Below are 14,289 nucleotides of genomic sequence, written 5' to 3' on the forward strand. Positions count from 1 at the left end.
CGCGCATCCGCACCCCCTCACCGGGTTGTCGCGAATCGCCGTGTGATCGTTCGATCGCACGGCGATTCCCGACAACTCGCCGGCGGGGCTAGAGTCCAGACCCGGGCGTCGCCGTCGAGCCGGGCTGCGACGGCGGCCGGCCGATCACGGCGCTCGCCTTCACCACCCGGGTCGCTGTGACCGTCGTGCCCGAGCGTTTGCCGACCACGACCACGGACTCGCCCACAGTGAACCCGGAGGCTCTCTCGGGGGATGCCGGTGTTCCGAACGTCGTCGACGACCTCACCTCGACTGTGACGGTGCCGCCCGCGACGGTGTCGACCGTCCAGGTCGAGCCGGAGATCGAGGCGATCGTGCCGCGGACCACCCCGCCGCGCGCCGCGCCGGGAAAGCCCCGCCCGCCGATGCCCGAATGCGCACCGAATCCCGATCCGCGCGCGACCGCGGACGAATGCGAGCTCGTCGCGCTGGTGATCGCGTAGGCGCCGAGCGCGACCCCGACGGAGACGACGACGAGGGCGAGCACCCCGGCCGTGATCGCGAACCCGAGGCCGTGGCGGCGATAGAACGGCTCCCGAGCAGCCGAGGCGAACGGGGCCGGGGGCTCCTGCTGGGCGGGTGGTGGAACGGCCGACCACGGCTGCTGGCCCTGCTGCTGCGCGGGCGGCTGGTCCGGTCCGGGGACCGGCGGCGGTGGCGGGTTCTGTTCCATCTGCCAAGCACATCACACCGATCTCAGACCTCCGCTGGGAGTTCGTCACGGATCTGCGAAGATTCAGACGACAGGCCCGCGACCGACGACGAAGGGGCACAGCCGGTCGGCTGTGCCCCTTCGTCGTGCGGGTGAGGCTAAACGTGCAGGCGACGCCGGCGACGGACGACGACGAGCGCCGCTCCGAGCAGGATCAGCAGCCCTGCGATCGTCAGCGGAGCGACCGTGTCTGAACCCGTAGCCGCGAGAACCGCTGCGAGGCTGAGCGAAACAGACTTCACGGCACCGGAGGTCTGACCGGTGACGACCAGCGTGTGCGAGCCGGCCTCCAGCTTGCTGAGCACAGCGGGGCTCAGCGTGATCTGGGCGACACCGTTCACGACCGGGAAGGTGCCCACGAAGATCGGCGTGGAGTACAGGTACACGTCGACGAACGAGTCGAGCGCGGCCCACGGGACGTTTGGCGTCTGGGTCTTCGACGGGTCGAGGTCGCCGGCCGGCAACCCGGTCGTGGTCTGCGGCAGGGGCAGCGCGCCCTTCGAGGCGAGGTACGTGGGGAGGTCGTTCGAGTTGGAGACCGGCGCCGGGGCGGCGGGCTTCTTCGGGGCGGTCACCTGTGCGGTCACCGGCGTGGAGACGGTGGTCGGCTGGAGGCCGGGGAGTGTCCCGGTGACGAGCACGCCGATCGCACGGGTGAGGACGTCGTTGGTCACGGTATAGCTGGTCGAAGTCTGGCCGTCGATCGGGCCACCCATCTGGCCGCCGTTCCAGTACCACTCGTACGTGAAGGCCGTTCCGGCGGGCCAGCCGGCCGTCGAGACGGTCAGCGTCTTGCCGACGACGGGCGTGCCGCTGATGCTGGCGGTGCCGGCGGAGAGCGCATCCTGCACGAAGGCGTAGCTGGAACCGTTGAAGGTCAGGCCCGTGACGACGCTGGTGAGGCCGTCATAGGTCAGCACACCGAAACCGAGAACTTGGACGGTGCTCTCGTCGAGCGCGCTGAGGAACTCGCCGAGGGTCGCTTCAGCATCTTTCGCGTAAGCCGGGGTGCCGGCGTCGTCGTTCGCGGGGATCGCGGTGCTGGTCGCCCACAGCTGGTTGAGGTCGGCGACGTTCTCGCCGACGGTCGGCGCCGCAGGGCGCAGCGTGGTGAACGACGGGGAGGCGCTGTCGCCGTAGAAGACGGGGAGCTGGAAGAAGGCGGGACCGGTCTTCGTGGTCCACGACACCTGCCCGGCGTTCACGGCCGACTCGAGGTCGACGCCGGAGACCCGCTGCCCGGGCGTGAACCCGTAGAGCACCTGCGACACGTTCGAGAGCTTCAGACCCTCGGAGGTGATGCTGTAGTTGGCCGATGTGGCGTCGGCGTAGCCCTGGTGCCAACCGGGGTAGGTGTTCTCGTTGGGGCGGATGTCGCTGGCGTGCACCTCGATGGGGCCGGCCGCCTGTGCGGGAGCGGCCCCCACGAGGGCCGCGCCACCGGCGAGGACCAGGCCGAGTGCGAGGGAGATGCCCCGGGAGACCCGGGAGTGCTGTCTGGTGTGGTTCACGTCTTCGTTACCTTATTCACGTCGTCTGTCCGGGTGCCGGACGGGGAAACCTGAACAAGTACCGCGAGTAATACTTGCATTCCCCCGGAGCAGTCTATGGGTATGCATGTGAACGCGCACACACCCCCGAGTGAGGGTGATCGTGGATCAGGTCGCCGGCACCTGCAGTCGCTCGTCGTGCACCGGAATCAGCCGACGCAGCTGGGTCACGTGCTTGGGCGTGAGCTCATCGAGGGAGGCGACTTCGAGAAGCTGCATCGTGCGCCGAACCTGGTCACCGAGGATTTCGATGGTGCGGTCGACCCCGGCGCGCCCGCCCGCCATCAAGCCGTACAGGTAGGCGCGGCCGATGAGGGTGAACTTGGCGCCGAGCGCGTACGCCGCGACGATGTCGGCACCATTCATGATGCCGGTGTCGATCGCGATCTCGGTGTCCGAGCCGACCTCCTTGACCACCTGAGGGAGCAGGTGGAACGGGATGGGCGCACGGTCGAGCTGACGACCGCCGTGGTTCGAGAGCACGATGCCGTCGACACCGAGGTCGACGAGACGCCGCGAGTCTTCGACGTTCTGAACCCCCTTGACCACGATCTTGCCGGGGAAGAGGTCGCGGATGATCGTGAGGTCGTCGAAGCTGATCGAGGGATCCATTGCCGCGTCGAGCAGATCGCCGACCGTGCCGCCGGTGGCGGAGAGCGACGCGAACTCGAGTTTCGGCGTCGTCAGGAAGTCGTACCACCACCACGGCCGCGGGATGGCGTTGACGATCGTTCCCAGGGTCAGCTGAGGCGGGATCGAGAAGCCGTTGCGCTTGTCGCGCAGCCGCGCCCCGGCAACGGGTGTGTCGACCGTGAAGAACAGAGTGTCGAATCCGCTCGCCGCGGCTCGCCGCACGAGCTCGTACGAGATCTCGCGCTCGCGCATCACGTAGAGCTGGAACCAGTTTCGCCCGGTCGGGTTGGTGGCCTTGACGTCTTCGATCGAGGTCGTGCCGAGCGTGGACAGCGTGAAGGGGATGCCCGCGGCGGCTGCGGCCCCTGCGCCGGCGATCTCCCCCTCGGTCTGCATGAGCCGGGTGAACCCGGTGGGCGCGATGCCGAACGGCAGGGCCGAGTGTCCGCCGAAGATCTCGCAGCCGGTGTCGACCACCGACACGTCGCGCAGGATCGAGGGGTGGAACTCGATGTCCTGGAACGCCTGGCGCGCCCGGGCGAGCGAGAGCTCCCCTTCGGCGGCGCCCTCGGTGTAGTCGAACGCCGCCTTCGGAGTGCGCCGCTTGGCGATCGCGCGGAGGTCCTCGATGATGAGCGCGCCCTGCAGGCGCCGCTTCTTGCCGTCGAACTCCGGCTTCTTGAACTTCATGAGCTCCAGGAGCTCGGCCGGTTTCGGGAGTTGACGCGTGACCATGTGCGGATGCCTAACGGGATTCGTGGTGGACGGGGGTCGCCGACGGGTCGGCGGGGGACGCATCGCGGTAGTACCCGCTGATGTGGTCGTGGATGCGCGTGCGGGCACCGTCGACGTCGGCGGCGACGATCGCGTCGAGCACGGCGCGGTGCTCGGCGCGCAGCCGGTCGACCATCGCCGGCCAATCGGGGATGCGGTCGGCGCCGGCGAGCACATAGCCTTCGATCGAGGTGCGCAGGCCCGACATCATCGCCGCGACGACCGTGTTGCCGGAGGCCTCCGCCAGCGCCAGGTGGAAGTTCGCGTCGAGCGCGAGGAATTCTGCGGGCGACAGGGCAGGGTCGTCCATGGCGGCGAGGAGTCGCTCGGCGTCGCTGAGGTCGACGTCGGCGGACCGCTCTGCAAGGTCGACGGCGACGGCCGTCTCCAGCAGCAGTCGGGTGCGCACCACGTCGGCGACGGGGAACCCGCTCGCCGCGACCTGCAGACGCATGAGGGACTGCATCCCGCCGTCGGGACGTGCGACGATCCGTGCGCCGGAGCTGGGGCCCGAGCCGGTCTGCGTGCGCACGAGGCCCATCGCCTCGAGCACCCGGATCGCCTCACGGACGCTCGAACGCGCTACACCGAGGTCGGTGGCGAGCGTCCGCTCGGCCGGGAGGTGGTCGCCGAGGCGCAGCCGCCCGTCGACGAGTCGTGCCTCGATGTGCGCGAGCACACCCTCCCAGGCGCGGGGTTCGGTCGTCATCGCGGCTCCGTGATGTGGCAGGACCATGTGGTCCGTCCACATGGTCCTGCCACACTAGCTCTCGTCCGCGGTGGGACGCAACCGATTCGACCCTCCGGCCGCCGTCAGTTCGCCAGGCCGCCTTGCGTGTATCCCTCGATGAACTTCTTCTGCAGCAGCAGGAAGACAAGGATCACCGGGATGGCCATGATCAGTCCTGCGGCACTGACCAGCGCCCAGTTCGGCGAGAAGTTCTGCTGGAACGAGTACAACGAGAGCGAGACCGGCAGCTTGTCGCTGTCTTGGATGAAGGTGACGGCGAGCAGGAACTCGTTGTACGCCTGCAGACCGGCGACGAGAGCCACCGTGAGGATGCCCGGCCAGATCATCGGGACGATCACGCGGGTGAAGAGCCGGAACTCGCCCGCACCGTCGAGCCGGGCCGCCTCCTCGAACTCCACCGGGATCGCGAGGAGGAAGGCTCGCAACAGCATGGTGGCGAACGGGCTGTAGATCGCCCAGTAGATGACGATCAGACCGAACTGGGTGTTGTAGAGGCCGAGCGTCGACCACCAGCTGAGCAGCGGCACGAGGAAGAGCTGGATCGGCAGCGAGGTCGAAACGAGGATGTACAGAATCCAGACCCCCTTGCCGGGCAGGTCGAGTCTGGTCATCGCATAGGCGGCCATGCTCGCGATGATGCAGACGCCGAGCGCTGTGCTCACCGAGATCAGGAGACTGTTGAGCAGCCCCTCCCCCATGTTCGCGTCCGTGAACGCCTGCGCGAAGTTCTCCCAGCGCCACTCCTTCGGCAGACCGAGGGGCGACTGGCTGATCTCCGAGGGCGATTTGAGCGCATTGAAGAAGAAGATCGCGAGCGGCCCCGTTGCGTAGACGGCGAGCACGACGAGGATGATCCACGTGAGCGGACGCAGACGGCGGGTCGGTCGCCGCCGGGCAGCCGGTGCGACGGCCTGTGCCCGCACGCGGGCGACGGTGTTCGAGGTCATCTCTAGACGTCCCAATCGAGTTTCTTGCGGAGGAAGAGGTATGCGGCGACCACGATCGCGCTGATGGCCGACAGGAGCATCGCCATCGCAGAGGCATACCCGGCGCGCTGCTCGGAGAACGCCGTGCGGTAGAGGACGGTCGCGAGCACATCCGTCGATCCGGCCGGGCCGCCCTGGGTCAGGATGAAGATGTAGTCGAAGACGAGGAACGACCAGATCACGGTCATCAGCATGAGGAACATGAAGGTCGGCCGGATGCCGGGGAGCGTGATGTGCCAGAACTCGCGCCAGGCGCTCGCCCCGTCGAGCCGGGCCGCCTCGTAGAGCGCCGGGTTCACGCCCTGCATCGCCGCGAGGAAGAGCACGAGCAGGAAGCCCCACCACTGCCAGTTGTTCACGAACGCGACAGCGCCGAGGGCCAGTGTGGGATCGCCGAGAAAGTTGACCCCGTCGAAGAAGGTAAGTCCGAGGTTCGACAGCGCCGGCCCGATGCCCTGCGTGGGGCTGAGGATCTGTCGCCAGATGGTGGCGGAGACGATCGTGGCGAGAACATACGGGATGAAGTAGAGCACGCGGAACAGCGCCTGGCCCCGCTGGATGCGCGAGAGCAGGAACGCCCCGAGCAGCGCCATGCTGATGGGCACGACCAGGAAGAACAAGGTCCAGAGCAGGTTGTGCCCGACAGCGGAGAGCACATCCGGATTCTGGAAGAGCTCGATGTAGTTCTGCAGGCCGATGAAGTGCGCTTCGCCGAGACCGTCCCAATCGGTGAACGAGAAGACGAACGACGCGATGCCGGGGCCACCGATGACGAGCAGGTTGACGATGACGAGCGGGAGCACGAAGAGCCAGGCCGCGCGCCGGGTGCGGTGCCGCCGGGGCCGGCGCGAAGCCGACCCCGAACGGACTGCCGCGGTGGTGGTCACTTCTGGGCGCCCGACGGGGCGAACGGCGTGATCACCTTGCCGGCGGCCTTTTCACCGTCGAACGTCTTCTGCAGACCGGCGAGGTAGTCGGCGGGCGACTCCGAACCGGTGATGACCTTGTCGAACTCCGTGTAGAGGTAGGAGTCGGTGGCGGCCGGGAAGAAAGTCCAGCTGGCATAGCCGAGGTTCGTCGACGTCGGGATATCTGTGTACAGACGCGAGACGCGCTTGTCGACGCTCGACGGGATCGACGAGACATCGGTCAGCGGCGGTGGGTTCTCGCCCGTCTTGGCCAGGTAGGCGTACGACTTCGCCGGGTCGTTGACGAGCGAGTCGATGAACGCGGCAGAACCGTCTTTGTTCTTCGAGGCGGCGTTCACCGAGAGCGAGGTGCCGATGGCCAGCGGGTAGACGCCGGGCTTGACCGAGTCGCTCAGCGACGGCAGCGGAGCCCAGTCCCAATCGGCGTCATTCCCGGCCTTCTGCCCGAAGAACGTCGAGGCCGACCCGAACGACCAGGTGCCGGTCATGTACATCGCGACCTTGCCGTCGGCGAGACCAGTGAACATGTCGGTGTCGGTGTTGGTGAACCAGCGGTCCTTGCCGCCGCCCCACCAGCCCTTGTCGATCTGCTCTTTGAAGGTTGTGATCGCGTCGACGTACGCCTTGTCGGTGAACTTCGCCGCGCCGGTGAGCGTGTCATAGAGCTTCTTCGGACCGACGGCGGCATTGAGCACGGCCGTCAGGTACCACTCGCTCTGCGCTTTGTACCCGCTGTTGCCGGCGCCGACCGGAATGAGTCCGGCGTCGGAGGCCGCCTTCGCGACCTTGTCGAACTCGGCCGCGGTGGTCGGAACCGTCCAGCCGTGCTTCTTGAACACGGCAGGGTTGTAGAACATCACCACGGATCCGTATCCGACCGGCACGGAGGTGAGCTTGCCGTTCACTTCGCTCGCCTGGTAGGCCCAGGGCTGCAGTTTGCTCTTCCAGTCGTACTTCTCCGCATACGAGTCGAGGTCGTCGATACGCTTGGCGGAGGCGAAGCCGAGGGCGCTCGACGGGCCGGCCGCGTAGACGACGTCGGCGCCCCGGCCGGCCGAGACCGCGGTGTCGGTGAGCGAGCCGAGGTTCTGCAGTTGCTTCACGTCCATCGTGACCTGCGCGTCCTTCGACTCCTTGTTGAAGGAGTCGACGAAATTCTGTTGGAAGTACTTCTGGGTGTCCGTGCTGGAGAACGCGGCCCAATACGACACCGAGCCGCTCGCACCGGAGCTCGAGGAGCATCCGGCGAGCACAGCCAGTGCGGCGGCCGCAGCGACGGCCGCGGTCAGTCGCCTCTTCATCGATTGCATGACTTACCTTTCTTGGGGGGTTGGTGCGGTGGAACCGCGGATCACCAGACGGTTGGAGAGCGTGATGTGCTGTGTCGCAGCGCCCTCGTCGGTCTCGGCGAAGCGGGTGAGCAGGAGACGCGCGGCCGTGCGGCCGATCTCCCGCGCCGGGTTCTCGACGGTCGTGAGGCTCGGAGAGATGAGCGCGGCGGCGTCGATGTCGTCGTAGCCGGTGACCGCCACGTCGCCGGGCACGGAGCGGCCGAGTTCGCGGAGACGCTCGATGGCACCGATCGCGATGAGGTCGTTGGCGCAGACGACGGCGTCCCAGCCGCCGTTCCGGGCGAAGAGGGCGTCGACGCCCTCCCGTCCCCCCTCGCGGGTGAACGCGGTGAACACGGCGTCGTCCGCTGCCGTCGCGTGGCCGGCCGCTGACAGCGTCGAGCGGTACCCACGCAGTCGCAGCACGTTCGGGTGCGCGTTCTCCTCGCCGCCGATGAAGGCGATCCGGCGGCGACCGGTCGACAGGAGATGTTCGACCACCTTGGCGAAGCCGCTCTCGTCGTCGGATTCCACGTAGTCGCTTCCCGCGATCTCGACGTCGCGTCCGAGGGCGACCACCCGCGTTCCCGAGTCGGCGATGCGCGCGAGATCGGCCTCGGAGAGACCGTAGGTTCCGAGGGCGATGCCATCCACGCGGCGCGCCAGCACATGGCGCAGCACCTCGCCGATGTTCGCCGAGGGGAGCGCCGCGTCATTGACTGAGAGCAGGTAGCCGGCGGGGAGGAGCACATCCTGCATGCCCGCGGCGACGAGCGGGTAGAACGGGTTGGTGATGTCCGGTACGATCAGCGCGACCGACTCCGTGCGGTGGCTGCGAAGGCTCCTGGCGCCCGGATGCGGCCGGTAGTCGAGCTTGTCGATCGCTGCCTCGACCCGCGTGCGGGTCTGCGCGCTCACCGGACGGTTGCCGCCGAGAACCTGGGACACCGTCGAGACGCTCACCCCGGCCTCCTCGGCGACGGCGGCGATTCCTGACGGCTTCTTCGTCGGCACTTCTCACATCCTCGTTGTGTCATAACGTTTTGCGTGGCAACGTCGATAAGCATGAACGAGACGCACCTTAAAGTCAATATTCGTTTCTCCTGCATCGATCGGGTCCGCTAGAGTTACCCACCATGCACGCAAAACGATGTGGAAATCCATGGTGAACCGCGACCGCGCTCGGGGCGCCTTCGTCGGCCTCGCCATCGGCGACGCCATGGGGGCGCCGACCGAGGGGATGACCATCGAGGCCATCCGCCAGACCTTCGGCCGCGTCACCGCACTCGCACCCGATGCCGCGGGAACCGACGACACCGAGTACGCGGTGCTGTGCGCCCGCGGCATCCTGGAGCACGGCTCCGCCCTCACGGCCGCCGACGTCGCCGCCACCTGGATGAGCGCCGTCAGCCGCCAGCAGGGCGGCTTCTACGGAGCCGGGTTCAGCGAAATGGTTGCCATCGCCAATCTCGGCGCCGGGCTCACCCCGCCGACCTCCGGTCTGCTCAGCTACGAGCGCTGGAGCGACGGCGCCGCCATGCGCGTCACCCCGATCGGCATCTTCGCCGCCGGCTCCGCGGACGAGGCCTGCCGACTGGCAGCCATCGACGCGAGCGTCAGCCATTCGGCCGACGGAGTGTACTGCGCCCAGGCCATCGCCGCCGGTGTATCCACCGCCCTCGTCTCCGACGACCACCGGGCCGTCATCGACGCCGCCGTCGCCGCCCTTCCGGCCGACTCCTGGTCGCGCCGCCTCGTGGATCGCGCCCTCGATATCGCCGCGTGCTCGGCGTCGGCCGACGAAGCGTCCGACGAGCTCTACCGCGAGATCTCGCTCTTCCACTACCCGTGGGCAGACGCCGCGCCCGAGGCCACCGCTCTGGCGCTCGGCCTGTTCTCCGCCGCGCGCGGTGACTTCCGGGATGCACTCCTCGCCTCGGTGAACATCGGTCGCGATTCCGACACCATCGCCGCGATGACCGGCGCGCTCGCCGGCGCCCTCATCGGCTACGACGCGCTCCCCCGAGAGTGGTCGGAGCCCGTGCTCACGGTGCACGGCCGGTGCATCGTCGACACTGCCGGCACCGACCTTCTCGACATCGCCGACCGACTTGTCGACCGTTCCGCCCGCGAGCGCGACACCACCCAGGAAGGGGCATACCGTGCCTGACCTCGACGCCCGCATCCACGGCGGACTGCTCGGTCTCGCCATCGGCGACGCCATCGGTCTTCCCGCCGACTACCACCGCTCGATCCGCTCGCCCTGGGTGCGCTCCCGACTGTGGGAGGCGAGCGCCGACCTCGACCGATCGCGTGTCTCCCGCCCGCTCCTGCCGTTCGTGCTGAGCAGCACGGACGAGCCGCGGCTGGTGCCGACCGACGACACGGAGGCCGCCGTCCTGGCTCTGCGCGTTCTGCTCGACACGACCGACCACGGCGATGGCGCCCTCTTCACCGGCTGGTCGCGCCACGCTCTGGCCGAAGACGCCTGGGGCGGTGTCGCGGAGCGGTCCGCGGCGATCAACGCCGGTCGGGGACTGCTACCGCCGCACACCGGGAACGACAACCCCGCCGACATCTCCGACAGCGCCGTTCCGGCCGGCCTCGCGATCGGGCTGGCGTTCGCCGGCGAACCGGAACTGGCCGCCGACCACGCGGAACGGTGGGCGAGCATCACCCATGCACGCGATGGCGTCTGGGCCGCGGTCGCCGCTGCCGTCGCCACCGCGCTGCTCGCGGCCGGCGCCACGGCCGACGATGCCCTGGCACAGGCGGTCGCGACGATCCCGGTCGGCTCCTGGCTCGCCACCGATCTCACTCGCCTCGCCGAGATCGATCTCGGCGACCCGTTCCTCGCCCTCCCCCGCCTTCTGGAGGTCGCAAGCCCCCGGGCCTACAGTGCGGGCGGCTCCGCCCCGGAGACACTGCCCTTGGCCTTCGCGCTCTTCCGCGCCACGCTCGACCGGCCGACCACGGCCATCCCGTTCGCGTCGACGATCAGCCGGCACAGCGACAGCCTCCCCGCGTTCGTGGGAGCCCTGGTCGGCGCCCACCACGGCGCGTCGGCGTTCGGCGACACCTGGCCCGGCGCGCTCGACGAGGTGCACGGCCTGTTCTATCCGACGCTCGCTGGTCAGACCCTCACCGGGCTGACCGCCGAGCTCATCGCCCGGGCCACGCACCGCGCCTGACCCTGCTCCGGGCCGATATCCGCGCCCGGGCAGGAACGGCGCCTCACCGGATGCCGAAACGGAGGAGTTGACCTCGATGAATTGTTGCGCTAAATTTTAGCGCAACACATGGAGGTGGAGAATGCCGATCACCCGGCCCGTACTTGCGGATGTCGCCCGGCTGGCGGGCGTCTCCGCCATGACCGTGTCCAACGTGATGACGGGCAAACCCGGCGTGGCCGCGGCGACACGGCAAAAGGTCACCGCAGCGGCCGACGAGCTCGGCTACGTTCCGAACGTCGCCGCGCGCGGGCTGGCTCGCGGGCGGACAAACCTCATCGGCGTCCTCAGTCACGATCTGACGGTGCAGTACTCCTGGGAGATCGTGAGGGGCATCACCGACGAGCTGGCCGAAGCCGGGCTCGAGATCCTCATCTCCGCCACCTACCAGGATTCGTCGCGCGAACTGGAGCGGGTGCGATTCCTGTCGTCGGGCGTCGTCGACGGCCTGCTCCTCATCGGCCCCGTGCTCGATGCCGAGACGAGCGACGCCATCGCTGCCGCCGCCGTGCCCGCGGTGATCGTCGACCCGAGGCTGCTCCACTCGTCACTACCGAATATCTCTGCCGACAACCACGGCGGCGCACTCGCGGCCACACGACACCTCATCGCCAAGGGGCACCGGAGGATCGGGATCATCGAAGGCGATCCCGAATTCGATTCGTCGCGCGAGCGCCGTCGCGGTTACCTCGACGCTCTCGACGAGGCCGGAATCCGATCCGACGACAGCCTCGCCATCGCCGGCGACTTCACCCAGGCGGGTGGATTCGCGGCCGCGACCGAACTCCTCGACCTCGCACAGCCGCCGACCGCGATCTTCGCCACCGCCGACGTCTCCGCGATGGGGGCGATCGACGCGGCACGCTCGCGCGGGATGGACGTGCCGCGCAACCTCTCCGTCGTCGGCTTCGACGACATCCCACAGGCATCCGTCGCCTTTCCCGCACTGACCACCGTGCGACAGCAGCTCGAGAAGTCCGGCCGCGAGGCGGTTCGTCTCCTCATCCGCCTCATCGAGGGGGTGCCCTCGCAGCCGGCACTCTCCGTCGAACTCCCCACAACACTGATCGAAAGGGAAACCGTGGCACCATTCACCCCGAACGGAGGAGAAGAACGATGACCGACGCGTTCGTCATGTCCTACTTCACCTCCGCCTCCGAGGCCCTCCACCTCGCGACGAGTGCGGACGGCGTCTCGTGGACCCCGTTGAACGGCGGCGCGCCCGTTCTGCGATCGGAGGTCGGGGCCGGGGTCATCCGGGATCCGTACATCGCGCGCGGCTCCGACGGCCGCTTCCACCTGCTCGCCACGAATGGGTGGAATTCGACCTCGATCGTTCACGCCGCCTCCGACGATCTCGTCGAATGGGATGCGCAGACGCTCGTCCCCGTGATGTCCACGGTGCCGTTCGCCCAGAACTCCTGGGCCCCCGAGTTCTTCATCGACCCGGACACCGGCCTGCACCACGTCGTGTGGTCGTCGTCGCTGCATCCGAACAGCGCCGCCTGGCAGGACGCCGCTCGCGACTCCACGATGGACCATCGCATCTGGACGGCGTCGACCGCCGACTTCGTCACCTGGTCTGAGCCGTCGATCTTCTTCGACCCCGGATACACCGTCATCGACGCCTCGGTGATCCCCGACGGGAATCGGTTCCTGATGGTGTTCAAAGACGAACGCGGCGACAACCGCACGCGAGAAGGCTATAAGGGGCTTCGGACCGTGACCTTCGACCGTCCCGGGCAGCCGTTCTCATCCCCGTCCGACCTCATCACCCGTCAACCGGCCGAAGGCCCCACTCTGTTCCGGGCCGGCGGCGGGCTGATGCTGATGTTCGACCTCTTCCTCGACGGCGAATACGCCGCACTCCGCGGTGACGGAGCCGGCCACTGGGTCGCGGTCGACGGATTCGAGGGCGCCCCGGGGCGCGGCACGGTGCCGTTCTCACGGTCACCCTCGATGAACTTCTCCGACTCGAAAGAGGCACAACTCTTCGAGCCGGAGAAGCCCCACCACTCGCTTCGGCGAGTGACTGATGCAACGACGCAATCACACGAAAGGTTCGACCCGATCATGAAACTCAGTGCAAAACGACTCATCGCGATGGGAGTGGCCGCAGCAATCGTACCGCTCGGCCTCACCGCATGTTCGTCCGGCGGATCCAGCAGCAGCGACACGCTCACCGTCGTCAGCTGGAAGGGCGAGGGAACGAATGTCGGCGGGATGCCCGACATCAACAAGGCGTTCGAGAAGGCGTACCCGAACATCAAGCTCGACTTCAAATACGTCGACTCGGCCTCGTACGACACCTACAACAACCCCCGGCTCGCCGGCGGGAACGCCGCAGACGTGCTCATGCTCGACCGCGCCCACATGCTCTCCTGGAGCAAGCAGGGCTTCCTCGCCGATCTGTCGAGCCAGTCCTGGGTTTCGAGGATGGACCCGGCGCTGAAGCCGTTCAACCAGGTCGACGGCAAGACCTATCAATTCAATGCGGAGAGCGTGCCGATCGGGCTGTACGCGAACACCGACCTGCTCAAGCAGGCCGGCATCGACAGCGTGCCCACCACCTGGGACGGCTTCCTGACGGACCTGAAGACGCTGAAGAGCAAGAACCTCGGCGGCTTCATCGTCCCCAACAAGGGCGCCTGGATGGGTGAACAGCTCTCCCTGCTCCTCGCCGCACAGCACGTCAAGACGGACTGGCCGGCACAGTACGACGCAGGAAAGGCCACGTTCGACCCGTCGTGGACCCCGGTGGTGGATCAGATCAAGCAGCTGTTCAGCACCGGCGTCGTCGACCCGCAGCTCTCCCTCGGACTCGACCCGAACGTCGACGGCATCCCGCAGTTCGAGGCGGGCAAGTGGGCGTTCATGGTGCAGGGGTCGTGGGCGCTCGGCGCCGTCACCAGCGCGGCGAAGTTCCCGGTGACGATGAACGCCTTCCCCGGCGGCGACACGGCCAAGGCCTTCAACTTCGTGGGCTCCGGGTGGGGCATCAACGCGAAGGCGAAGAATAAGTCGGCGGCCGAGACGTACATCAACTTCCTCACGAAGCCGTCCACCGCGACGATCTTCCTCAAGGCGGAGAATGCGTTCAGCACGCTGACCGATGTGCCCTCGCCCACCTCGGATGCTTTCGCCCCCATCTCGGCCAGCCAGAAGTCCGGCGATATCGTCCCCTCCTTCGCGGAGGCGCTCAACGCCCCCGACGCAGAGGTCGGCATCCAGAAGGGAATCGAGAACATCTTCGCCAACCCGACGGCGCCCGCTTCCGCCACCATCACCATGCTCAACTCGTTGGTCAAACCCACCGCGCTGAACTGAACCGCCCTGCCGGGCCCGGACACTCCG

The 14,289-nt window shown here is 67.9% G+C and carries 12 protein-coding genes; 4 read left to right on the forward strand and 8 right to left on the reverse strand.

Annotated features, from left to right (window positions below):
• Nucleotides 1-88 precede the first annotated feature (88 nt).
• The 8 genes from K5L49_RS08805 to K5L49_RS08840 all read right to left on the reverse strand — a co-directional run bounded on the left by K5L49_RS08805 (nt 89) and on the right by K5L49_RS08840 (nt 8,719).
• A complete protein-coding gene (locus K5L49_RS08805) occupies nt 89-712 on the reverse strand; it encodes a hypothetical protein (protein ID WP_223692018.1) in 624 nt (207 codons plus the stop codon).
• 137 nt (nt 713-849) lie between these two features.
• On the reverse strand, nt 850-2,262 hold the full coding sequence (locus K5L49_RS20425) for an LPXTG cell wall anchor domain-containing protein (protein WP_223692020.1): 1,413 nt from the start codon (nt 2,260-2,262) through the stop codon (nt 850-852).
• Between the two features lie 147 nt (nt 2,263-2,409).
• Nucleotides 2,410-3,669: an alpha-hydroxy acid oxidase gene (locus K5L49_RS08815; RefSeq protein WP_223692022.1), complete on the reverse strand. Its 1,260-nt coding sequence runs from the start codon at nt 3,667-3,669 to the stop codon at nt 2,410-2,412.
• Nucleotides 3,670-3,679: 10 nt separating this feature from the next.
• The gene (locus K5L49_RS08820) at nt 3,680-4,417 is read right to left on the reverse strand and encodes a FadR/GntR family transcriptional regulator (RefSeq protein WP_223692023.1); all 738 of its coding nucleotides are present in this window, start codon (nt 4,415-4,417) and stop codon (nt 3,680-3,682) included.
• Between the two features lie 104 nt (nt 4,418-4,521).
• Nucleotides 4,522-5,406 carry a carbohydrate ABC transporter permease gene (locus tag K5L49_RS08825; RefSeq protein WP_223692025.1) on the reverse strand — a complete coding sequence of 295 codons (885 nt, stop codon included), beginning with the start codon at nt 5,404-5,406 and terminating at the stop codon, nt 4,522-4,524.
• Nucleotides 5,407-5,408: 2 nt separating this feature from the next.
• Nucleotides 5,409-6,332, reverse strand: coding sequence for a carbohydrate ABC transporter permease (locus tag K5L49_RS08830; protein ID WP_223692026.1), 924 nt, complete (start codon nt 6,330-6,332; stop codon nt 5,409-5,411).
• Nucleotides 6,329-7,684: an ABC transporter substrate-binding protein gene (locus tag K5L49_RS08835; RefSeq protein ID WP_223692028.1), complete on the reverse strand. Its 1,356-nt coding sequence runs from the start codon at nt 7,682-7,684 to the stop codon at nt 6,329-6,331. Before K5L49_RS08835 ends, K5L49_RS08830 begins: the two co-directional genes overlap by 4 nt.
• 3 nt (nt 7,685-7,687) lie before the next feature.
• Nucleotides 7,688-8,719, reverse strand: coding sequence for a LacI family DNA-binding transcriptional regulator (locus K5L49_RS08840; protein WP_223692030.1), 1,032 nt, complete (start codon nt 8,717-8,719; stop codon nt 7,688-7,690).
• Nucleotides 8,720-8,867: 148 nt separating this feature from the next.
• Between K5L49_RS08840 and K5L49_RS08845 the strand changes: the two genes are divergently transcribed.
• The 4 genes from K5L49_RS08845 to K5L49_RS08860 all read left to right on the forward strand — a co-directional run bounded on the left by K5L49_RS08845 (nt 8,868) and on the right by K5L49_RS08860 (nt 14,262).
• Complete coding sequence (locus tag K5L49_RS08845) at nt 8,868-9,875, forward strand: ADP-ribosylglycohydrolase family protein (RefSeq protein WP_223692031.1); 1,008 nt, start codon at nt 8,868-8,870, stop codon at nt 9,873-9,875.
• Nucleotides 9,868-10,896: an ADP-ribosylglycohydrolase family protein gene (locus K5L49_RS08850; protein WP_223692033.1), complete on the forward strand. Its 1,029-nt coding sequence runs from the start codon at nt 9,868-9,870 to the stop codon at nt 10,894-10,896. The genes K5L49_RS08845 and K5L49_RS08850 overlap by 8 nt, the downstream gene beginning before the upstream one ends.
• Nucleotides 10,897-11,017: 121 nt before the next feature.
• The gene (locus K5L49_RS08855; protein WP_223692035.1) at nt 11,018-12,055 is read left to right on the forward strand and encodes a LacI family DNA-binding transcriptional regulator; all 1,038 of its coding nucleotides are present in this window, start codon (nt 11,018-11,020) and stop codon (nt 12,053-12,055) included.
• On the forward strand, nt 12,052-14,262 hold the full coding sequence (locus K5L49_RS08860; protein ID WP_223692037.1) for an extracellular solute-binding protein: 2,211 nt from the start codon (nt 12,052-12,054) through the stop codon (nt 14,260-14,262). Before K5L49_RS08855 ends, K5L49_RS08860 begins: the two co-directional genes overlap by 4 nt.
• Nucleotides 14,263-14,289: the final 27 nt, after the last annotated feature.

The sequence above is a fragment of the Leifsonia poae genome, from assembly GCF_020009625.1.
Lineage (GTDB): Bacteria > Actinomycetota > Actinomycetes > Actinomycetales > Microbacteriaceae > Leifsonia > Leifsonia poae_A.

Bases quoted from the DNA above. Each gene is read 5' to 3' on its own strand.
- K5L49_RS08860 (WP_223692037.1), top strand. From the start codon at position 12,052: ATGACCGACGCGTTCGTCATGTCCTACTTCACCTCCGCCTCCGAGGCC.
- K5L49_RS08855 (WP_223692035.1), top strand. From the start codon at position 11,018: ATGCCGATCACCCGGCCCGTACTTGCGGATGTCGCCCGGCTGGCGGGC.
- K5L49_RS08835 (WP_223692028.1), bottom strand. From the start codon at position 7,684: ATGCAATCGATGAAGAGGCGACTGACCGCGGCCGTCGCTGCGGCCGCC.
- K5L49_RS08845 (WP_223692031.1), top strand. From the start codon at position 8,868: ATGGTGAACCGCGACCGCGCTCGGGGCGCCTTCGTCGGCCTCGCCATC.
- K5L49_RS08825 (WP_223692025.1), bottom strand. From the start codon at position 5,406: ATGACCTCGAACACCGTCGCCCGCGTGCGGGCACAGGCCGTCGCACCG.
- K5L49_RS08805 (WP_223692018.1), bottom strand. From the start codon at position 712: ATGGAACAGAACCCGCCACCGCCGCCGGTCCCCGGACCGGACCAGCCG.
- K5L49_RS08820 (WP_223692023.1), bottom strand. From the start codon at position 4,417: ATGACGACCGAACCCCGCGCCTGGGAGGGTGTGCTCGCGCACATCGAG.
- K5L49_RS08815 (WP_223692022.1), bottom strand. From the start codon at position 3,669: ATGGTCACGCGTCAACTCCCGAAACCGGCCGAGCTCCTGGAGCTCATG.